The following is a 20447-nucleotide window of genomic DNA, read 5'->3' as shown; positions in this document are numbered from 1 at the left end:
GCGCCCCTGAAGGGCCGTACGCTGCACTGGGTGCCACCTTCTTCCCTACCGGCCCCGGAGGTCGCCGTGCTGACCCGTATCGACCACATCGGCATCGCCTGCCGCGACCTCGACAAGACGGTCGAGTTCTACCGCGCCACCTACGGCTTCGAGGTGTTCCACAGCGAGGTCAACGAGGAGCAGGGCGTCCGCGAGGCCATGCTCCGGATCAACGGGACGGACGACGGCGGCGCCTCGTACCTCCAGCTGCTGGAGCCCACCCGGCCGGACTCCACCGTGGCCAAGTGGCTGGAGAAGAACGGCGAGGGCGTGCACCACATCGCCTTCGGCACCGCCGACGTGGACGGCGACGCCGAGGCCATCCGGGGCAAGGGCGTCCGGGTCCTGTACGACCAGCCGCGGATCGGCTCGATGGGCTCGCGAATCACCTTCCTGCACCCCAAGGACTGCGGCGGCGTGCTGACCGAGCTGGTCACCTCGGCCGAGCCGGGTGCCCAGGAAGGGCACTGAGACCCCCGGCGGCGCCGCCCGGAACCCCTGGTGGCGCCGCCTCAAACCCCCGGCGGCGCCGCCCGCGCGGGGCGGCAGCACGGCGCCGGACCCTAGCGACCCGTCAGTAACCTGGTCCGACAGCCGGAAAACCCCCACGCGGCCATTCCCCCGCAGCGCGCTCCCACTACAATGCCCAGGTGCGCGAAGACTCCGGGGCACGGAGGCGACGGGCACGGCCGATGACAGGCCTGTCCGCCCTCCGGTGGTCGGCCCGTCGCAGGGGAGTCCAGTACGCGGGCACGGCTGAACAGTCGCAAGACGGATCTGTCACCATTCTCCACAGGCAAGAGTTCGCCCAGGAGTCCACCCGGACGGGGGAACGCGGTACACCCGCGCTCCCGCACCGAGGATTCCGACGATCGCGGCGGACGACCCCGGCTTGGCGGGGGTTCGTCCGGTGACCGCGGATGCAAGGACCAGTCGGACCGGCGCCCCGGACACGGGAGCCCGGAACCGGGCGGGTCGAGGACGCGACCAGGAGATGGATGGGACCGCGGAGTGCGGGGCAACGACCGCTACGAGGTTGACGATCACCTCTCCCAGTTCGAGGCCGAGATGGGTCGGACTCGGAAGGAGCGGGACAAAGCAGTCGAGCATGCCGAGGACCTCGCCTACCAGGTGGAGGTGCTCCGGGCCAAGCTGCACGAATCCCGTCGCATGCTCGCCCAGCCGCGCGCCTTCGACGCCGTCTCCGGCCAGGCCGAGCAGATGCTCCGCACCGCCGAGATGCAGGCCCAGCAGCTGCGCGCCGACGCCGAGCGCCAGCTGCGCGACTCCCAGGCCGCGACCCAGCGGATCATGGCCGAGGCCGCCGAGCGCACCGCCCGACTGGAGGCCGAGCTCACCGCCCGCCGCCGCCAGCTGGAGGACGAGCTCGCCGAGCTGCGCCGCTCCGCCGAGCAGCACCTGAACGGCTGGGCCGAGCAGACCCGGACCGGCTCCGAGCAGGAGGCCCAGCGCCTGCTCCAGGAGGCCCGCGCCGAGTCCGAGCGGATGGTCGCCGCCGCCCGTGCCGAGGCAGCCGCGCTCTCCGACCAGGCCCGCGCCCAGACCGCCGCCGATGTGGACGCCGCCCGCGGCGAGGCCCAGGCCGCCGCCGAGGCCGCCCTGCAGCGGGCCCAGAGCGACGCCGAGCGCCTGCTGCGCGCCGCCTCCGAGCAGGCCCAGCAGGCCGGTGCCCAGGCCGCCGCCGACGTGGACGCCGCCCGCGGCCAGGCCCAGCAGGAGCTGGCCGCCGCCCATGTTGCCGCCGAGCAGCAGCTGGCCGTCGCCCACGCCGAGATCGGCCGGCTCAAGGAGCAGGCCACCGCCGAGCAGGCCCGCGCCGAGCAGCAGCTCGCCGCCGCGAAGGCCGAGATAGAGCGGCTGCGCGCCGAGGCGATCGCCGAGGCCGAGCGCACCCGCCGGGAGGCCGCCGAGCTGCGCGCCCAGGCCGAGCAGGCCGCCGAGCAGCTCCAGGCCGACGCCGAGGCCGCCGCCGAGCGCAAGGTCGCCGACGGCGAGGCCGCCAACGAGCAGCGCTCGCAGACCGCCCGGGCCGAGGTGGCCCGGATGGTCGCCCAGGCCACCACCGAGGCCTCCACGATCCGGGCCGAGGCCGAGGCCGTCCGGTCCGAGGCCGCCACCAAGCAGGCCGAGGCGGACGCCGCCAAGGCCGCCGCCGCCGAGGAGGGCGAGCGGCTGCGGGCCACCGCCGAGTCGGTCGCCGCCCAGCTGAAGGCCGAGGCCGAGGCCGCGATCGCCGAGCTGCGCGCCCGGGCCGAACGGGACGTCGCCGAACTGCGGGCGCAGGCCGAGGCCGACGCCCAGCGGCTGCGCGGCGAGGCCGAGGAGGCGGGCCGGGCGGCCGGTGCCAAGGACGCCACCGTCCACCTCGCCAAGGCCGCCAAGACCGCCGAGGAGGTGCTCGGCCAGGCCAACCAGGACGCCGAGGTCACCCGCGGCGAGGCCGCCGCCGAGGCCGAGCGGATCCGTGCCGAGGCCCGTGCCGAGGTGCAGCGGCTGCGCGAGCAGGCCCAGGCCGCCGTCGAGCAGGCCCAGAACGCCGCCCTGGACGACGCCGCCGCGATCCGTGAGCGGATCGAGCAGATGCAGGACGAGGCGGCCCGGCTGCGGGCCGAGGCCGAGGAGCTGCGCGCCCAGGCCGCCGCCGAGGCCGACCGCGCCCGCAGCGAGGCCCGCCGCCAGGCGGTGCTGCAGATCGAGGAGTCGGCGAAGAGCGCCGAGGAGCTGCTCACCAGGGCCAAGGCCGACGCGGACGAGCTGCGCGCCGGCGCCGCCGGGGAGATCGAGCGGCTGCGCGAGCAGGCCCAGGAGCAGGCCGCCGAGACCCAGGGGCGGGCCGAGCAGACCTTGACCCGGGCCCGTGCCGAGGCCGAGAAGATCACCGCGGCCGCCGAGCAGCAGGGCCAGGACGCCCTGGCCGCCGCCAAGGCCGCGGCCGCCGAGAACCGGGTCGCCGCCGAGCGCGAGACCGCCGAACTCCGGCGCGACGCCGCCGAGTTCGACCAGCGGGTGCGCACCGAGGCGAGCGCCGCCGCGGAGGCACTGACCGCCGACGCCCAGGCCGAGGCGAACGCCGTCCGGGGCGCCGCGGTCGCCGACGCCGAGCGGGTGCGCAGCGAGGCCGACACCGAGGCCGCCCGTGCCCGGGCCGAGGCCGAGGCCGCCGCCGAAGCGCTGCGCGAGGAGAGCCTGCGCGAGCACGAGGCCGCCTCCACCGGGCTGCGGCGCGAGCGCGACGAGACCGCCGAGCAGCTGTCCGCCGCCCGCTCCGTCCGCGAGCAGGCCGAGCAGGCCGCCGCCGAGCTGACCGAGCGCACCGCCCAGGAGACCGCCGAGGTCCGCGCCGCGGCCGAGCAGCACGTCGCCGAGATCCGCGGGGCCGCCGACCAGTACGCGGCCCAGCAGCGCGAGAGCGCCGACCGCGAGACGGCCGAGCTGCGCTCCCTGACGCGACAGCAGACCACCGAGCAGCGTGAGAGCGCCGAGGCCTACGCCGACCGCGTCCGCACCGAGGCCGAGCAGCACGCCGGCGAGCTCGCCGAGCGCACCGCCGCCGAGACGACCGGGCAGCGCGAGGCCGCCGACCGGTACGCCGCCGAGCAGCGCGAGGGCGCCGACCAGTACGCGGCCGCCCAGCGCGCCGAGGCCGAGCAGCGCCGGGCCGAGGCGGCCCAGGACGCCAAGGCCACCCGCGAGAAGGCCGCCGCCGAACTGGCGCTGGCCAACGAACAGGCCGAGACGGTCCGGGCCGAGGCGGGCCGCGAGCTGTCCGAGGCCCGCGCCACCGCCGACGGCATCCGCGCCGAGGCCACCGCCGTCCTGGAGCAGGCCGCGGCCGACGGCGAGGACGTGGTCGCCGCCGCCCGGGCCGAGGGCGCCGAGCTGGTCGCCGCCGCCGAGGACGAGGCCGCCGAGGTCCGCCAGTCGGTGGCCGGCCTGCACGAGGCCGCCGCCGAGCAGATCGCCGCGCTGCGCGCCACCGCCGAGCAGGAGGCCGCCGAGACCCGCGACCGGGCCGAGCAGGACGCGGCCGAGACCCGCGCCCTCGCCGACCGGGAGACCACCGAGCAGCGCACGGCCGCCGAGGAGTACGCGACCGAGCAGCACGAGGCGGCCGACGGGTACGCCGCCGAGGTCCGCGCGCTCGCCGACCGGGAGACCGCCGACCAGCGCGACCTGGCCGAGCGCGAGACCGCCGAGCAGCGCGAGCTGGCCGACCGGGAGACCGCCGACCTGCGCGCCCGCACCGAGGCCGAGACCACCGCCCTGCGCGAGCAGACCGAGCTGGAGCTCGCCGCCGAGCGCGAGGCCGCCGAGGCCGACCTGGGCCGCCGCCGCGCCGAGGCCCAGGCCTACGACGAGCAGCTGCGCGCCGACGCCGAGGCCGAGCTGCGCGCCGCCCAGGAGACCGCCGAACAGCTGCGCGCGGACGCCGACGCGCAGGCCGCCCGGACGGTGGCCGACGCCGAGGCCCAGGGCGCCCGTACGGTCGCCGACGCCGAGGAGCTGGCCGCCGGGCTGCGCGCGGAGGCCGAGGAGTACGCCCTCGCCACCCGCGCCCTGGCCGACGAGTACGACAGCGCCGCCCACGCCCGCGCCGACGCCTACGACGCGGAGACCCGGGAGGCCGCCGAGCAGTTCGACAAGGCCACTCGCGACCACGCCAAGTCCGTCCTGGAGAAGGCCTTCGCGGACGCCGAGGCGCTCGGCGAGGACGCCCAGACCACCGCGCTGGCCACCACCGCCGCCGCCGAGGAGCAGGCGGACGCGATGGTCGCCGCCGCCCGCAAGGAGGCGGACCGCCTGGTCGCGGCCGGCGAGGCGGCCCGTCAGGCCGAGGTCGAGAAGGGCCGCTCCGACGCCGACGCGCTGCTCGCCGAGGCCCGCCGGGACGCCACCGCCATCCGCGAGCGCGCGGAGGAACTGCGCGAGCGCACCGACGCCGAGGTCGAGGCGCTGCACGAGCGTGCCCGCAAGGAGAACGCGGCGGCCATGAAGTCGGCCGGCGAGCGGGTGGACGCCCTGGTGACGGCCGCCCAGGAACAGCTGACCGAGGCCGAGGAGCAGGCGGTGGCCACCGTCGCCGAGGCCGAGGAGCGCGCCGCCGCCCTGGTCGCGGCCGCCGAGGAGCGGGCCGGCGAGCTGACCTCGGAGGCCTCCGCGGAGGCCAGCAAGGTCCGGCTCTCCGCCGTCCGCAAGGCCGAGGGCCTGCTCAAGGAGGCGGAGACCAAGCTCGCCAACTCCACCGACCGCGCCGAGGCGCTGATCGAGAAGGCCGAGGCCAAGCTGCAGTCGGCCGAGACCGAGGCCGAGGAGCAGCTGGAGGGCGCCGCCGCCGAGGCGGAGAAGCGACTGCGGGACGCCGACCGCACCGCCGACGAGCAGATCGAGCTGGCGAAGACGGAGGCCGAGCGGCTGGTCGCCGAGGCGAAGGCGGAGGCCAAGCGGGTCACCGACGAGGGCCGGCGCGAGCTGGACGAGTTGGTGCGCCGCCGCAAGGACATCAACACCGAGATCTCCAGGGTCCAGGACGTCCTGTCCGCGCTGGAGGCCTTCGAGGCACCGTCACCGGTCGCCCAGGCCAACGGGGGAAGCAACAACAAGAAGGACGGGGGTGCCAAGGCCGGTGCCGGAGTTGGCTCCCCCCGGTCGGGTGGCAATCGCTCCAAGAACGCACCACCCGATTGAGCGGACATTGGCGGTCATTGTCCGTGAGAGAACGGCATTTCGCCGTCGACACTCCGGTACCGTGTCAGGATTCCCTCAACCACCTCAGCGGTTTGACGACAGGAAGCCCAGAGTCCCATGAGCGACAGTCACTCCCCTCACGGCTTCGACCTGGTGCGCCGTGGGTACGAGCGCGCCCAGGTCGACGAGCGGATCACCAAGCTGGTGGCCGACCGTGACAGTGCCTTGACCCGGATCAGCGCGCTGGAGAAGCGCATCGAGGAGCTCCACCTGGAGACCCAGACCGCCCAGGCGGCGGTCGCCGATGCGGAGCCGTCCTACGCCGGCCTCGGCGCCCGGGTCGAGAAGATCCTGCGGCTCGCCGAGGAGGAGGCCAAGGACCTGCGCGACGAGGCGCACCGCGCCTCCGAGCAGCACCGCGAGCTGGCCGAGGCCGCCGCCCAGCAGGTCCGCACCGAGGCCGAGAACTACGCCAAGGACCGCAAGGCCAAGGCGGAGGACGAGGGTCTGCGGATCGTCGACAAGGCCAAGAGCGACTCCGCCCAGCTGCGCGCCGAGGCCAACAAGGACGCCCAGAACAAGCGCGAGGAGGCGGACGCCCTCTTCGAGGAGACCCGCACCAAGGCCGCTCAGGCCGCGCTGGAGTTCGAGACCAACCTCGCCAAGCGCCGTGAGCAGTCCGAGCGCGACCTGGCCGCCCGTCAGGCCAAGGCCGAGAAGCGCCTGGCCGAGATCGAGCACCGGGCCGAGCAGCTGCGCCTGGAGGCCGAGAAGCTGCGCACCGACGCCGAGCGCCGGGCCCGTCAGACCGTCGAGACGGCCCAGCGCCAGTCCGAGGACATCGTGGCGGACGCCAACGCCAAGGCGGACCGCATCCGCAGCGAGTCCGAGCGCGAGCTGGCGGCGCTGACCAACCGTCGCGACAGCATCAACGCCCAGCTGACCAACGTCCGCGAGATGCTGGCGACGCTGACCGGCGCGGCCGTGGCCGCCGCCTCGCTGCCGAACGACGACACCATGGGCGTGCCCGCCCAGCAGTCGCGCTGACGACCGGCGACACCCCGTGCGAGCCAAAGGGCGCGCCGATGCCGAAAGCGACGAGCGACTAGCGAGCGAAGCGAGCGCCGGAGCGAGGAACGTCGGCATCGGGTACGAGCGCCCGGCGGCGAGCACGGACTAGCACGGACTAGCACAGCCCAGCACAGCCGGCAGGCCCTCACCCGTGCGGGTGAGGGCCTGCCGGCTTTCCCGCCGTCACTACCTCGGGTAGGCCCCGTCGGGCCGCTGGTGCCCGCTGCTGAGCTGGTTGCCCTCGTCGTCCGAGACGGTGCCGAACCAGGAGGTGCACCAGACCGACACCGAGTCGGGCCAGTACTGCACCTCGAACGGGTGCCCGGGCCCGTAGTCGCCGTACGAGGTGACGATGAAGGTCTCCCCCGGGCGCAGCCAGTAGTCCTCGCCGAGCGGCTCCAGGGTGAGTTCGACCAGCCCCTCGCCGCGGTTGGTCACCGGCATCCGGCCGGTCACCTCCAGTGCGGAGAAGTCCCAGCCCGCCGCGTCAGGGGTCATCCGGCGGCCACCCGGGCGAGCAGCCGGCGGACGGCGGCGTCGAACGCCCCGGGGGCCTCCAGGGCGCTCAGATGACCCACCCCGGGGACGACGGTCAGCTCCGCGTCCGGGCGGGCCTGCAGCATCTGTTCGGCCTCGTCCGGGGCCACCAAGGCGTCCTGGGCGCCCGCGACGACCGAGAGCGGCACCCGCAGCCCTGCCAGGACCTCCAGGGAGTCCGGGCGGGCCGCCATGGCCCGCTGGGCCCAGGCGACGGAGGCCGGCGGCGCGGCGGCGACCATCGCCTGGACCCGCTCCACCAGGTGCTGCGAGTCGGGCCCGAGCTGCCCGGCCGCCACGTTCTCCTCCAGCAGCAGCTGGACGCTGTTCCGGGCGGTGACGGCGGCGGCGATCCGCTCCCGGTTGGCCCGGGCGGCGTCGGTGTCGGCGGTGGCACGGGTGTTGGCCAGCAGCAGCCCGGCCAGCCGGTCCGGGTGTCGGCGGGCGAAGGCCAGCGCCACGTAGCCGCCCATGGAGAGCCCGCCGACCACCGCGCGGTCGATCCCGGCCGCGTCCAGCAGCAGCGCGAGGTCGTCGGCGACCGGGTCCAGCGAGGGTTCGTCGGAGCCCAGTTCGGTGCCGCCGAAACCCCGCTGGTCGGGGGCGAGCACCCGGACCTCGTCCCCGGTCAGGCCGGGCAGCGCGTCCAGCTGGGTGGACCACATCGAGGCGTTCAACGGAAAGGCGTGCAGCAGCACGAGAGGGGTTCCGGTTCCGCTCTCACGGACCGACACTGCGGAGGGGAGCTGACTCACGCGCCCACCTCGTTGATTCGCTCGCTTCGCTGGCTCATGCGCCCACCGTATTCCGGTGCGCCCTGCGGGCCCACTCTGCGCGCCCCACTCAACGGGCCACAGCATCCGCTTTGTCCTAGCCTGACAAGGAGTAAGGGAGCGCGAATGATCGAGTTGCACGACCTGACGAAGCATTACGGCAAGACGCTCGCGGTGGACCGGCTCAGCTTCCAGGTCCCCCAGGGGGTGGTCACCGGCTTCCTCGGCCCCAACGGCGCCGGCAAGTCCACCACCATGCGCATGATCCTCGACCTCGACCGCCCGACCGGCGGCCGGGTCACCATCGACGGCAGGCACTACGGGCAGCTCAGCGAGCCGCTCAAGTACATCGGCGCGCTGCTGGAGGCCAAGGCCGTCCACCCCGGCCGCACCGCCCGCGACCACCTGCTCTGGCTCGCCCAGAGCAACCGGATCCCCGCGCGCCGGGTGGACGAGGTGCTCGCCCTGGTCGGCCTCACCCCGGTCGCCCGCAAGCGGGCCCGCGGCTTCTCGCTCGGCATGGGCCAGCGCCTGGGCATCGCCTCCGCCCTGCTCGGCGACCCGGAGATCGTCATGTTCGACGAGCCGGTCAACGGCCTGGACCCGGAGGGCATCCTCTGGATCCGCAACCTGATGAAGCGCCTGGCCGGCGAGGGCCGCACGGTCTTCGTCTCCTCCCACCTGATGAGCGAGATGGCCGTCACCGCCGACCACCTGGTGGTCATCGGCAAGGGCCGGCTGCTCGCCGACCTGCCGATGCCGGAGTTCATCCGGCGCAACTCCCGCTCCGCCGTCCGGATGCGCAGCCCGCAGCCCGAGCGCCTGCTCGACGTGCTCGCCGCGGCCGGCCTGCGGCACGAGCCGGGCCCGGACGGCTCCTACGAGGTGATCGACGGCGACATCGCGAACCTCGGCGAACTGGTCGCGGCGCACGGCGTGGTGCTGCACGAGCTCAGCCCGCAGCAGGCCTCGCTGGAGGAGGCGTTCATGCAGATGACGGCGGACGCGGTGGAGTACCACGCGGGCGACGGCCCGGGCCGGGACGCGGCCGGCGCGCCCGGCCCCTGGGGCGCCGGGTGGAAGGCGGACGGCAAGCGGCCGGCCGCCGCGGTGCGGCAGGAGGAGAACTGAGATGACGTCCTTCCCGGCGATCCTGCGCTCCGAGTGGACGAAGATCCGCAGCGTCCGCTCCACCGTCTGGACCCTCGCGCTGACCTTCGTGGTCACCGTGGGCATCGGCGCGCTGCTCTCCCTGCTCACCAACAGCAACTTCACCGAGTTCCGGCGCCACGAGCAGGCCACCTTCGACGCCACCGGGACGGCCTTCTCCGGCATCATGCTCGGCGAGCTGGCCATCATCGTCTTCGGCGTACTGGCGATCGGCAACGAGTACAGCAGCGGCATGATCCGGGCCACCCTGGCCGCCGTCCCGCAGCGCGGCACCCTGCTCACCGGCAAGGCGACGGTGCTCGGCGCGCTGGCCCTGACGGTCTCGCTGGTGACCGCCTTCGTCACCTTCTTCGTCGGCCAGTCGCTGCTCGGCACGCACTCCACCACTCTCGGCGAGCCGCACGTGCTGCGCGCGGTGTTCGGCGCCGCGCTGTACCTGACGATGCTCTGCCTGTTCTCGGCCGGCATCACCGCCATGCTGCACAACCAGACGCTCGCCCTCGGCGTGCTGGTGCCGTTCTTCTTCCTGCTCTCGCCGATCCTCTCGGCGGTACCGAAGGTCAAGACCCTGGCCCACTACTTCCCGGACTACGCGGGCTCGCGGATGCTGCTGGTGTACGAGCAGAACGGCCAGCCGTACGGGCCGTGGGCGGGCTTCGTGATCTGCCTGGCCTGGACCGCCGCGGCCCTGGTCGGCGGCGCGCTGGTGCTCAAGAACCGCGACGCGTGAGGGAGTTCGGCCCCCCGGGGGCGGTCAGTAGCGCGGAGCGCCGCGGCCTCGCAGGACGTTGGCGGCCCGGCGCTCACGCGCCCCCCAGCACGCCCGGTGCCAGTGCCGCCGGTCGTCCACCCCGGCGCCGTGCACCGGCCAGGCCACCACGTGGCCCACCCCGGACGGGATCTCCTGGTCGCAGCCCGGGCAGCGGTAGTGCCGGCCCGCGGTGCCGGCGACCGTCTGGACCACCCAGTCCTCGCCCTGGTAGTCCTCGGTACGGCGCAGCGATCCGCCGCGCGGGGCGGTCGGTTCGGCGCTCTCGCGGGGGGCGGCGATCTTGATCCGGTTGCGGCGGGGCACGGCGGACTGCCTCTCTTCCGGGGGCTCGAAGTCGTTCCAGCCTATGGCCTGCCCCGTGGACCCGGCAGGGGCCCGAGAAACGGGTCCGGTGGTGCCCGACCCCTTTGAACGGCCTCTATCACGGGTTCGGCCGGCGGTCCGGCGTTTTTGCCGAGATCCACCCGACCACCGGCGAAATTCAGGGTTCCGCGTGCCATTGGCACATGACATCGGATACCCACGAAGGGAACAGGCGGGGCTCGCAGACCCTGCGTGCACCCGAGGAGGCCCCCGATGACCAAGACCAGCCCCCGCGCCGAGACCCGTCGGCCCGTCGGCGTCCGGCCGCCCGCCCCGGGCCCGGTGCTGACCACCGTGCCGCCACCGACCGCCGTCGCGGGCGAACCGCTGACCGCCGCGCAGCTCACCGGCGCGCTGCCGCCGGACACCGCCCCGGTCCGGGTCGGCGCGTTCCTGCTGTCCGCGCAGTTCCCCGGGCAGACCCACGGCGAGGCGCTGGAGCGCACCGTCCGGGCCGCCGTCGAGGCCGAACACGCGGGCCTGGACAGCGTCTGGCTGGCCGAGCACCACTTCGTCCCGTACGGGGTCTGCCCGAACGCCGCGACACTGGCCGCGCTGCTGCTCGGCCGCACCCGCCGGATCGGCGTCGGCACCGCCGTCAGCGTGCTCTCCACCAGCCACCCGGTGGCGCTCGGCGAGCAGGCCGCGCTGCTCCACCTCACCTCCGGCGGACGCTTCACGCTCGGGGTCGGCCGCGGCGGGCCGTGGATCGACCTGGACGTCTTCGGCAGCGGCGTGGACGCCTACGAGAACGGCTTCCCGGAGCGGCTGGACCTGCTGCTGCGCTGGCTGCGCGGCTCCCGGGTGGGCGCGGACGGCCCGCAGTTCTCCTTCCCCGAGGTGCCGGTGGTGCCGCAGGCCACCGAGTCGCTGCGGCGCCCCGGCCTGGGCAGCTGGCTCGGTCTGGACGAGCCCTCCCGCCCGGTGCGCTTCCCGCGCCAGCGCCAGGACATCGACGGGCCCGGCGAGGAACTCACCACCGCCGGACGGCCGGTGGCCGGCCCGCCCGTGGTGGTCGCCTGCACCTCGCCCAACGGCGTCCGGCTGGCCGCCGAGCGCGGCCTGCCGATGCTGCTCGGCATGCACTCCGGCGACGACGACAAGCTGCGGATGCTGGAGCTCTACCGCGCCGCCTGGCTGGCCGCCGGGCGCGGCGAGGAGCAGCTGCGCCGGATCAGCCGCCAGCACGTCGCGGCCGGGGTGGCCCAGGTGGACGACCGCGCCTCGCAGGCCCGGGCCACCCTGCTGAACGCGATGCCGGGCTGGTTCGAGTACGGGCTGGGCGCGCACCGCACCGTGGACGGCCGCGAGCGGAAGATGCGCGACCCGCACCAGTACACCGAACTCCTCTGCGACCTGCACGCGGTGGGCACCCCGAAGCAGTGCGCCGACCGGCTGCTGGCCACCGCCGAGCGCACCGGCGTCCGGCGGTTCGCCCTGCTCGCGGAGGGCAGCGGCGACCGCGAGGCGACCCTGCACAACATCGCCCGGCTCGGCTCCGAGGTGCTGCCGCAGCTCGCCTGAGACCGGGCCTGGCCGCCGCCCCTCCCCCCGCACCGGGGGACGGGGGCGGCCGGCACCGCCGGGCTCAGCAGTCCCGCAGCTCCTCGGACTGGTTGAGCAGCTGCTCCCGGACGGAGGTGAAGCGGTCGTAGCGCGCCTCGTTGGCCTCCGACGGCAGGAACACCGCCACCCGGTGACAGTTCTGGAACGCCAGCCGCACCCCGAAGTGGCGCTGCAGGGCGCCCCGGATGGCATCGCTGGCCAGGGCGCGCAGCAGCTGGCCGCGGGCCTGCTCGCTGGGCGGCGGTACCTGGTTGTCGGCGAAGTCGGTGCCGTCGACCTTCGCCTGGGCGACCAGCGAGCTGATCAGGTCCCAGGCGTACGGCAGCGAGACGCGGACGCAGTCGACGAATTCCCGCTCGTCGACCTCGCCCCGCTCAGCCTTCTCCAGCAGGGCCGGTGAGACGTCGAGCGACATGGATTCTCCTCTCACGGTCCACCCGCGCGGCGCCCGGGTGGTCATGCGTAGTCCAAGCTCACAGTGAGGGTGGGCGAAATCGCAGGTGATGTCCGGAACACCGTGGGACGGGCGTTTCCGGCACCGTTTGCGAAGGCGGAGGCGCCACGGGACGTGACGTCCCGGACACCGACCGCGTCAGAACAGCGTGGCAGTCAACGGCGGAGCAGGCTGGTCGTTCCTGGGGATTGCTCCACAAATACGCGGTGGTGCACCAGAATGGCCAGATCCTGTCGGATCGTTCATCTGAAGTCTCCATCCCCGTTGACACAAGCCCGCAGCCGTGCCGTCACACACCGTAGCGGCCTGATGGCGTGGGCGCCAGAGCGCGACGGACGGTGGCGGGACCGCCGAACCTCCATGTTCGCGGGGTTCGCGGTTTCTTCACCCGGTCGTCGCGGAATCGCATCAACTGGCCCCGGTGGGCTAGCGTGGTCGACCGTGCGTCTCGTAATTGCCCGCTGCTCAGTCGACTATGCCGGTCGGCTCTCCGCCCATCTGCCCTCCGCCACCAGGCTCATCCTGGTCAAGGCCGACGGCAGCGTCAGCATCCACGCCGACGACCGCGCCTACAAGCCGCTCAACTGGATGTCCCCGCCGTGCGCCCTCAAGGAGGCCGACGGGGTCTGGACGGTGGTGAACAAGGCCGGCGAGAAGCTCATCATCACGCTGGAGGAGGTGCTGCACGACTCCTCCCACGAGCTCGGGGTGGACCCGGGCCTGATCAAGGACGGCGTCGAGGCGCACCTCCAGGAGCTGCTCGCGGACCGGATGGAGGTGCTCGGCACCGGCTGGTCGCTGATCCGCCGCGAGTACCCGACCGCGATCGGCCCGGTCGACATCCTCTGCCGCGACGCCGACGGCGCCACGGTGGCCGTCGAGATCAAGCGCCGCGGCGAGATCGACGGCGTCGAACAGCTCACCCGCTACCTCGAACTCCTCAACCGGGACCCGCTGTTGGCCCCGGTCAAGGGCGTCTTCGCCGCGCAGGAGATCAAGCCCCAGGCCCGCGTCCTGGCCACTGACCGGGGCATCGGCTGCGTGGTGCTGGACTACGACGAGCTGCGCGGCATCGACGACGACAAGCTCAAGCTGTTCTGATCGCTCAGCCCGTCGAGGTCGACGACGACGGGCTGGAGGTACTGGTCCCGGTGGCCGACCCGGACGGGGTCTGACCAGGGGCCGACGAGGACGGGGTCACCGTCGGCTTCGGTGGCGGCGAGGTGTTGGTGCCGCCACCGGGCTGAGTACCGCCACCGCCGGTCCCCCCACCGGTGCCGCCGCCGGCCGAACCGCCCGGCGGCTGCCCCGGCTGCTGCACCGGCGGCTGCGGCTGCCCCGGTGCGGGCTGCTGCGGCTGCGGCTGCTGCGGGGCACCCGACCCGGTGGCCCCCGGTGAGGAGCTCGGCTTCCTGGTCGGCGAGGCGCTCGGCGAGTGCGACGCGCTGCCGCTGGCCGAGGGCTCCGGGCTGGTGGCCGTCGCCGCCGGGCTGCCCGGCTCGGCGGCGCCCGTACCGGCCGTCCCCGGGCCGCTGCTGGCGGACGGCAGCGGCATCGGCGCGTTACCGGTGTCGCCGACGTCGTCCAGGCGCCCGTGCGGGTCGTTCCCCTTGTGCTCGTCGGGCCCGGTGATGCTCATCGCCACCGCCGTGCCGAGCACCCCGAAGGTGAGCACGGCCGCGGAGGCCACCACCACCCGGCGCCGCTTCCCGGCCCGGGCCTTCAGGCCGGCCGGCACCCGGGCGGCGATCTTGCGGATCACCGGCCCGCGGCCCGGTGCCGCCGCGACCGCGGCGGCGGGCAGCTGCCGGCCGTCGGCACGCAGCAGGTCGAGCATCCGGCGCGCCGCGGCGACCCCGCGCTGCTCCCCGGCGGAGGCCCGCAGGGTGAGCGCGGTCTCCAGCTCGGCGATCGCCCGGGACGGCTGCTGGACGCAGATCGCGTACACGCCCAGCTCGTGGTGGAACCAGGCCTGGTCAACCGTCGCACCGGTGCCCCGGGCCGCCTCCAGGCCCAGCTGCAGCACCCGCTCCCAGGCGCCCCAGCGCAGCGCCAGCGCCAGCGCGGGCGCCGCCGCCCGGGCCAGCCGGACCACCGCCTCGTGCCGGCCGGAGTTCCGGTCGGCCAGCAGCACGCCGATGACCACCTCGGCCTCGGCGGCGATCTGCTCCAGCGAGACCGAGCTGTGCCCGACCCACCAGGCGAAGTGCTGGGCGGCGCCGTCCACGCAGCCGCGGGCCGGCCAGTGCGGGGCGAGCAGGTCCAGCGCCCCGGCGGTGAGCCGGTGGTGCCCGCCGATGGACACCGCCAGCCCGGCGTCGGCGAGTTCGGCCAGCGCGCTCTCGCCCTGGCCGACGTCGATCAGCGCGGGCAGGTGCGGCGCGGTGGGGCACTCGCCACCGAGCGCCACGGCGAGCCGCAGCACGGCCTGCGCGGGCTCGCTCAGGCCCTCGGCGAGCCGGACGGCGGGCGAGGCGGTCTCGGCGACCGAGGGCAGCGGGACGGTGCGGCGCAGCGCGTTCTCGCGCACCGCCGGGTCGGGGTCGTGGACGGGCTCGTCGACCGCGCCGAAGACGTCCAGCCGGTCGTCCTCGGCGGCGACCAGCGCGTCCACCGAGACGTCCCGCTGGCGCAGCAGCGCGGCGGCCTGCACGAAGCGCAGCGGCAGGCCCTCGGACTCGAACCAGAGGTCGACCGCCCAGGCCTTCTCGGCCACGTCCAGGGGCCGTCCGGCGAGCCGGGCGGCGAGGGCGAGGCAGGCGGAGCGGGAGAGCCCGGCGACGGCGTGGTCCCGCATGCGGGAGTCGCCCGGCAGCAGCGGGCTGTCGGGGGCGACCGAGATCAGGAAGGCGCAGCCGGGGGCGGCGGCGAGCAGCTCCTCCAGCTCGGCGCCGGTCGGCTCGGCCTCGTCGATCACGACGACGGCGCGGATCCCGGCGAGGTGGGCGGCCAGTTGGCCGGGGTCGGGCCGGTGGCCGGGGGCGTGATGGGTGGCCGCGAAGAGGTCCTGGAGCAGGTCGGCGGCGGTGCGGCGGTGTCCGCACAGCTGGACGACGCCGCCGGGAGCGAGGTCGGCCGCGGCCTCGGCGACGGCCGACAGCAGGGTGCTGCGGCCCGAGCCGGCCTGGCCGACCAGGCGTATCGAGCGGCCCTCGGCGAGCAGGCCGAGCAGTTCGGCGATGTCGGCCTCGCGGTCGAGCAGCGGCAGGTCGGTGGGCCCGGCGCCGAGGGCGAGCGGGCCGACGGCGCGGCCGACGCCGCCGACCGGGCCGCGGGCGGGCTCGCTGCGTTCGATCCGGCGCGGGCGGGGGCGCCACTCCTCCGGGCAGGGCCTGGCCTCGGAGCCGTCCGGGGCTCCGACGCCGACCAGCAGGCCGCCGGAGACCAGCTCTCCGCCGCGGGTGCGGACGGCCTCCTGCCGGAACTCCCCGGTTGGCTGTGCCACGTTCTGCTCCGCATCGTGCTCGGCCGCCGGCGCCCCGCGCCGGGCGGCACACGTTTCGGTCGCGGCCGCGGGCTGGCCCCGGGCGGCCGTCTTCTGACGGGCAGACTCTCGCACATCCGGGCCCGCCCGCGCAGTGCGGGCGGGTGCGGGGCGGATGTGACGGCTAGAGGACGTGCGCCTCGGCGACGCCGCCGTCGACGGCCAGGATGCGGTGCAGCTTGGTCGCCACCAGGAGCCGCTGGAGCTGTGCGGGGACGGAGCGCAGCACGAGCCGGCGGCCGATCCGGCCGGCCCGCCGGTGGGTGCCCATGATCACGCCGAGGCCGGTGGCGTCCCAGAACTCCAGTCGGCCGAGGTCGAGCACGAGGTCGCCGAGGCCGCCGTCCACGGCCTGGTGCAGCCGGGCCCGCGCGTCGGCGGCGGTGCGCACGTCGAGGCGGCCTTCGATGGCCAGCGCCGTGTGGTCGCCGGTGATGCGCATGCTCTCCTCCTTCGCCTGGGTGGCCTGGTCGGGTTGGCCCGCCCCGGCCGCGACGGGCTCGGCAGCGAGATGGCCGCTGAATCGGGGTGGGACTTCCCGGGCGGAACGCCGGTGACGGCTCGACTCGCACCCGGCCCCGGTCGGAATGCCGGGTTCCCTCATCTGACGGTGGAGCAACGCCGCAGGTTGCTGGTTTCCGCTCTGATCTGAAGCAACTTCACTCGTCCGAGGGAATATACGCAGGAACTCTCCACACCTACGCTCGATTACCGCCCAAATCACCCGTCTGCAGCACCGGGCGTGAGGAAACTCACCCCCCGGCACAGCGGGCCGTACGATGCTCCGATCGCACGGCCCGCCAGGTCGTTCAGCCTTGTCGGCTCACTTGCCTTCGTACGGGTAGAAGCCGCGGCCGCTCTTGCGGCCGAGGTCGCCGGCGGTGACCATGCGGGCCATGATCTCCGGGGCGGCGAACTTCTCGTCCTGGGTCTCGGTGTAGATGTTGCGGGCGGCGTGCAGCAGGATGTCCACGCCGGTCAGGTCGGCGGTCTGCAGCGGGCCCATCGCGTGGCCGAAGCCGAGCCGGCAGGCGGTGTCGATGTCCTCGGCGGTGGCCACGCCCGACTCGTACAGCTTGGCGGCCTCGACGACCAGCGCGGTGATCAGGCGGGTGGTGATGAAGCCGGCCACGTCGCGGTTGACCACCACGACCTCCTTGCCGACGCCCTCGGCGTAGGCACGGGCGACGGCCAGCGTCTCGTCGCTGGTCTTGTAGCCGCGGACCAGCTCGACCAGCTTCATCATCGGGACCGGCGAGAAGAAGTGCACCCCGACGACCGACTCCGGGCGCTCGGTGGCGGCGGCGATCCGGGTGATCGGGATGGCGGAGGTGTTGGAGGCCAGAACGGCGCCGTCCTTGGCGAGCTTGTCCAGCTCGCGGAAGACGGCCTCCTTGACGTCCAGCTGCTCGAACACGGCCTCGACCACGATGTCGGCCTCGGCGACGGCGCCCAGGTCGGTGGTGGTGGTGATCCGGCCCAGCGCGGCCTCGGCGTCCTCGGCGCTCAGCTTGCCCTTGGCGACGAACTTCTCGTACGAGGCACGGATGCCGGCGAGACCGCGCTGCAGCGCCTCCTCGGTGACGTCCCGCAGCACCACCGGGTGGCCGGCCTGCGCGGACACCTGGGCGATGCCGGCGCCCATCAGGCCGGCACCGATCACGGCGATCTGCTTGCTGGACGCATTGCTCATGGCTGGGTCTCCCGATGCCGTCGCCGCCCCGCGGGCGGGCCCTGAAGGCGGCTCAGGGCAGGGGTCGCCGCCCGAGAGAGCCGCATCGCTCAATTCCGGGACTCTAGTGCCCGAACCGTCCGCGCAGTAGCAATCGGGAGTGTGATCTGCAACCGACCTGGTCAGTCGCTCAGGACGTCGGTCGGACGGTTCAGACGGTTCAGACGGTTCAGACGGTTCAGATGGTCAGACCGAGATCCTGGGCCAGGATCGCCGCCTGCACCCGGCTGCGCAGCCGCAGCTTCGCCAGGATCCGGCTGACGTGGGTCTTGGTGGTCGCCTCCGCCATCTCCAGCCGGCTCGCGATCTCCCCGTTGGACAGCCCCGACCCGATGCAGGCCAGCACCTCCCGCTCACGTGCGGTCAGCCCGGCCACCGCCGCCCTCGCCTCGGGCCCGACCTGCCGCTCCGGGCGGGCGAAGACGCCGATCAGCCGCCTGGTCACCGAGGGCGCCAGCATGCCGTCCCCGCGGGCCACCGTGCGAATGCCCTCGATCAGGGTGTCCGCCTCCAGGTCCTTGAGCAGGAACCCGGCCGCGCCGGCCCGCAGCGCGCCGTAGACGTACTCGTCCAGGTCGAAGGTGGTCAGCACGAGCACCTGGGCGGCCCCGGCGGCGACCACCTGCCGGGTCGCCGAGACGCCGTCCAGCCGGGGCATCTGCACGTCCATCAGCACCACGTCCGGCCGCAGCTCCAGCGCCAGCCGGACGGCCTCCTCGCCGTCGGCGGCCTGCCCGACCACCTCGAACCCGGGCTCGGCCCGCAGGATCATCACCAGCGCGGCCCGTACCGCCGCCTGGTCCTCGGCCACCAGCACCCGGATCGTCATGCCCGTCCCTCGCTCTCCCGGCCGCGCGGCAGCACCGCGCGCACGCTCCACCCACCGTCCCTCGGCCCGGCCTCGAAGCTGCCGCCGAGCAGCCCGGCCCGCTCCGCCATGCCCACCAGTCCCGCCCGGGCGCCGGGCAGTTCGCGGCCCGGCCCGCCCCGGTACGGGCTGTCGACGGCGATCCGCAGCTCCTCGGGCCCGAACTCCAGCCGCAGGGTGACCAGCCCGGGCCCGGCGTGCTTGAGCACATTGGTCAGCGACTCCTGGACGATCCGGTACGCGGCCAGCCCGACCGGCACCGGGACCTCGCCGCGCTCGCCGTCCTCGGTCAGCTCGAACTCCAGCCCCACGTCCTGCCCGGCCGCCCGGGCCTTCGCCAGCAGGGCGTCCACCGCGGCCAGGTCGGGCGCCGCGTAGGACTCGTCGGCCTCTCCCCCGCCACTGTCCCGGAGCAGTCCGATCATGCGACGCATTTCGGCCAATCCTTGGACGCTGTTCTCCCGGATCACGGCCAGCACCTCCACCAGCGGGTCGTCCTCGGCCAGTTGTCGCCGCCTGGCCACCGACTGCGCGCCAGTGGCGTGGATCGCGATCGCCGACAGGTGGTTGGCCACCACGTCGTGCAACTCCCGTGCCATCCTCGCCCGTTCGGCGCCAACCGCCTCGCGCCGGTCCATCTCCGAGAGCAGCGCGGTCTGTTCGGCCCGCAGCCGCTCGGTCTCCGCCTCCCGCCGGTGCTTGCGCACCACGTCGCCGGTCCACACCGGCGCCAGGAAGAGCAGCGAGCTGACCACCACGATCAGCAGCCCGGCCGAGGTACCCCCGTAGTACAGCGCGAGACCGGAGAGCACCAGCACGGTGGACCCGTTGGTCAGGTGCAGCACCTTCGACATCCGCCGGGTGCCGTAGACCACCGCCGCGTACAACAGATCGGTGTACATGATCAGCGTCGCCAGCAGACTGCCGGTGAGCAGGCACAACGCGCAGGCCAGCCCACCCACCGTCACCGCGAGCACCGGCCGGGTCCGTCGGACCAGCTCCAGCCCGGCCATCACCACCAACGTCAGCAGCACCGACCAGAGCGGATTGCGCTCCGGCCGGTCGTACACCCTGAAGACGATCAGCAGCACGCCGCCGAGCAGTCCGGCCAGGGCGATCAGCCGGTCCAGCCGGCGCGGGGGGACGGACGGTACGAGCACACCCCCATCTCACCATCCCCGGCCCCCGCACCGGCTCCCGTCCACGGAGGAGGCCGCTACATCGAAAGATGCAGCCCCGGACGGCACCGCGCGACGACGACACCACCGCGCCCGCGCACGAGGCTGGAGACACCGCCGACACGACCGGGAGCAGAACGTGATCGTCACCCTCATCGTCGCGGCCGAGATCTCCTGGTGGATCGTGCTCGGCCTCGCGCTCTCCGCCCGCTACCTGCTGCGCCGGCACCGCACCAGCACCGCGCTGCTGATCGGCCTGCCGGTGGTGGACCTCGCCCTGTACGCGCTCACCGTGCTCAACCTGCGCGGCGGCGCCGAGGCGAGCTGGATGCACGCCCTCGCCGCGAGCTACGCCGGCTTCTCGGTCGGCTACGGCCCCTCGCTGGTCCGCTGGGCCGACCGGCACTTCCTGCACCGCTTCGCCGGCGGCCCCAAGCCGCTGCCCTCGCCGAAGTACGGCCCGGAACGGACCAGGTACGAGTGGCAGCTGGCCGGCCGCACCGTCGTGTCCGCCGTGATCACCCTGGGTCTGATCACCCTGCTCGTCCCGCTCTCCGCGGGCTCCGCCCACTTCGGCACCTTCGGCCAGTGGTACTGGAAGCTGGGCATCGCGGCAGTCGTGAACGTGATCGTGGCCGGCTGCTTCTCGATCTGGCCCAAGGAGCCGCCGGCCGGCGTGCGGGTCGAGAACGGCCGGGTCGTGGTGGAGCAGGCCCCGGCCGAGCGGGTCTAGG

17 protein-coding genes are annotated in these 20447 nt (G+C 74.3%); 8 read left to right on the top strand and 9 right to left on the bottom strand.

Translation table 11 applies throughout. The features are described from left to right. Positions 1-66: 66 nt before the first annotated feature. From mce to ACGF12_RS20265, 3 genes are all read left to right on the top strand, one after another. Positions 67-510, top strand: coding sequence for a methylmalonyl-CoA epimerase (gene mce, locus ACGF12_RS20275; protein ID WP_387617270.1), 444 nt, complete (start codon positions 67-69; stop codon positions 508-510). Between the two features lie 540 nt (positions 511-1050). Further along, entirely contained in the window at positions 1051-5745 is a 4695-nt protein-coding gene (locus tag ACGF12_RS20270) for a hypothetical protein (protein WP_393031602.1), read from the top strand. Positions 5746-5862: 117 nt separating this feature from the next. Then, positions 5863-6792: a cellulose-binding protein gene (locus ACGF12_RS20265; RefSeq protein WP_387617155.1), complete on the top strand. Its 930-nt coding sequence runs from the start codon at positions 5863-5865 to the stop codon at positions 6790-6792. 210 nt (positions 6793-7002) lie between these two features. On the opposite strand, the gene ACGF12_RS20260 is transcribed toward ACGF12_RS20265, so the two are convergent. Further along, on the bottom strand, positions 7003-7314 hold the full coding sequence (locus tag ACGF12_RS20260) for a hypothetical protein (RefSeq protein WP_387617157.1): 312 nt from the start codon (positions 7312-7314) through the stop codon (positions 7003-7005). Further along, the gene (locus ACGF12_RS20255) at positions 7311-8108 is read right to left on the bottom strand and encodes an alpha/beta fold hydrolase (RefSeq protein WP_393031598.1); all 798 of its coding nucleotides are present in this window, start codon (positions 8106-8108) and stop codon (positions 7311-7313) included. The genes ACGF12_RS20260 and ACGF12_RS20255 overlap by 4 nt, the downstream gene beginning before the upstream one ends. A 144-nt stretch (positions 8109-8252) precedes the next feature. Between ACGF12_RS20255 and ACGF12_RS20250 the strand changes: the two genes are divergently transcribed. Both ACGF12_RS20250 and ACGF12_RS20245 read left to right on the top strand, forming a co-directional pair. Further along, positions 8253-9257, top strand: coding sequence for an ATP-binding cassette domain-containing protein (locus ACGF12_RS20250; RefSeq protein WP_393031595.1), 1005 nt, complete (start codon positions 8253-8255; stop codon positions 9255-9257). 1 nt (position 9258) lies between these two features. Further along, on the top strand, positions 9259-10026 hold the full coding sequence (locus ACGF12_RS20245) for an ABC transporter permease subunit (RefSeq protein ID WP_393031592.1): 768 nt from the start codon (positions 9259-9261) through the stop codon (positions 10024-10026). Between the two features lie 24 nt (positions 10027-10050). Here ACGF12_RS20245 and ACGF12_RS20240 read toward each other — a convergent pair whose 3' ends face one another. Further along, positions 10051-10371 carry an ATP/GTP-binding protein gene (locus ACGF12_RS20240; protein WP_393031589.1) on the bottom strand — a complete coding sequence of 107 codons (321 nt, stop codon included), beginning with the start codon at positions 10369-10371 and terminating at the stop codon, positions 10051-10053. A 273-nt stretch (positions 10372-10644) separates the two neighbouring features. On the opposite strand from ACGF12_RS20240, the gene ACGF12_RS20235 reads away from it, so the two are divergent. Beyond that, positions 10645-11955 (top strand): LLM class flavin-dependent oxidoreductase, encoded by a 1311-nt coding sequence (locus tag ACGF12_RS20235; protein WP_393031586.1) that lies wholly within the window; start codon positions 10645-10647, stop codon positions 11953-11955. Positions 11956-12019: 64 nt separating this feature from the next. Here ACGF12_RS20235 and ACGF12_RS20230 read toward each other — a convergent pair whose 3' ends face one another. After that, positions 12020-12412: an SCO5389 family protein gene (locus ACGF12_RS20230; protein ID WP_045694845.1), complete on the bottom strand. Its 393-nt coding sequence runs from the start codon at positions 12410-12412 to the stop codon at positions 12020-12022. Between the two features lie 480 nt (positions 12413-12892). On the opposite strand from ACGF12_RS20230, the gene nucS reads away from it, so the two are divergent. Then, positions 12893-13552, top strand: a complete 660-nt coding sequence (gene nucS, locus ACGF12_RS20225; protein WP_393031579.1) for an endonuclease NucS — start codon at positions 12893-12895, stop codon at positions 13550-13552. 4 nt (positions 13553-13556) lie between these two features. Here nucS and ACGF12_RS20220 read toward each other — a convergent pair whose 3' ends face one another. The 5 genes from ACGF12_RS20220 to ACGF12_RS20200 form a co-directional block, all read right to left on the bottom strand. Then, the gene (locus ACGF12_RS20220; RefSeq protein ID WP_393031576.1) at positions 13557-15896 is read right to left on the bottom strand and encodes an ATP-binding protein; all 2340 of its coding nucleotides are present in this window, start codon (positions 15894-15896) and stop codon (positions 13557-13559) included. A gap of 163 nt (positions 15897-16059) precedes the next feature. Continuing rightward, positions 16060-16377 carry an STAS domain-containing protein gene (locus ACGF12_RS20215; RefSeq protein ID WP_380611563.1) on the bottom strand — a complete coding sequence of 106 codons (318 nt, stop codon included), beginning with the start codon at positions 16375-16377 and terminating at the stop codon, positions 16060-16062. A gap of 381 nt (positions 16378-16758) precedes the next feature. Further along, positions 16759-17628 (bottom strand): 3-hydroxyacyl-CoA dehydrogenase family protein, encoded by an 870-nt coding sequence (locus ACGF12_RS20210; RefSeq protein WP_387617172.1) that lies wholly within the window; start codon positions 17626-17628, stop codon positions 16759-16761. 217 nt (positions 17629-17845) lie between these two features. Next, positions 17846-18496: a response regulator gene (locus tag ACGF12_RS20205; RefSeq protein WP_387617174.1), complete on the bottom strand. Its 651-nt coding sequence runs from the start codon at positions 18494-18496 to the stop codon at positions 17846-17848. Then, a complete protein-coding gene (locus tag ACGF12_RS20200; RefSeq protein ID WP_393031570.1) occupies positions 18493-19695 on the bottom strand; it encodes a sensor histidine kinase in 1203 nt (400 codons plus the stop codon). Before ACGF12_RS20200 ends, ACGF12_RS20205 begins: the two co-directional genes overlap by 4 nt. Before the next feature lie 157 nt (positions 19696-19852). On the opposite strand from ACGF12_RS20200, the gene ACGF12_RS20195 reads away from it, so the two are divergent. Beyond that, positions 19853-20446: a hypothetical protein gene (locus ACGF12_RS20195; protein ID WP_393031567.1), complete on the top strand. Its 594-nt coding sequence runs from the start codon at positions 19853-19855 to the stop codon at positions 20444-20446. The last annotated feature ends 1 nt before the right edge of the window (position 20447 follow it).

The sequence above is a fragment of the Kitasatospora sp. NPDC048296 genome, assembly GCF_043201815.1.
Lineage (GTDB): Bacteria > Actinomycetota > Actinomycetes > Streptomycetales > Streptomycetaceae > Kitasatospora.
The sequence above is the reverse complement of the archived record's forward strand: the minus strand, read 5'-3'. Positions and strand labels throughout refer to the sequence as shown.

Bases quoted from the DNA above. Each gene is read 5' to 3' on its own strand.
- ACGF12_RS20250 (WP_393031595.1), top strand. From the start codon at position 8,253: ATGATCGAGTTGCACGACCTGACGAAGCATTACGGCAAGACGCTCGCG.
- ACGF12_RS20210 (WP_387617172.1), bottom strand. From the start codon at position 17,628: ATGAGCAATGCGTCCAGCAAGCAGATCGCCGTGATCGGTGCCGGCCTG.
- ACGF12_RS20265 (WP_387617155.1), top strand. From the start codon at position 5,863: ATGAGCGACAGTCACTCCCCTCACGGCTTCGACCTGGTGCGCCGTGGG.
- ACGF12_RS20245 (WP_393031592.1), top strand. From the start codon at position 9,259: ATGACGTCCTTCCCGGCGATCCTGCGCTCCGAGTGGACGAAGATCCGC.
- ACGF12_RS20205 (WP_387617174.1), bottom strand. From the start codon at position 18,496: ATGACGATCCGGGTGCTGGTGGCCGAGGACCAGGCGGCGGTACGGGCC.
- ACGF12_RS20215 (WP_380611563.1), bottom strand. From the start codon at position 16,377: ATGCGCATCACCGGCGACCACACGGCGCTGGCCATCGAAGGCCGCCTC.
- ACGF12_RS20260 (WP_387617157.1), bottom strand. From the start codon at position 7,314: ATGACCCCTGACGCGGCGGGCTGGGACTTCTCCGCACTGGAGGTGACC.
- ACGF12_RS20235 (WP_393031586.1), top strand. From the start codon at position 10,645: ATGACCAAGACCAGCCCCCGCGCCGAGACCCGTCGGCCCGTCGGCGTC.
- ACGF12_RS20230 (WP_045694845.1), bottom strand. From the start codon at position 12,412: ATGTCGCTCGACGTCTCACCGGCCCTGCTGGAGAAGGCTGAGCGGGGC.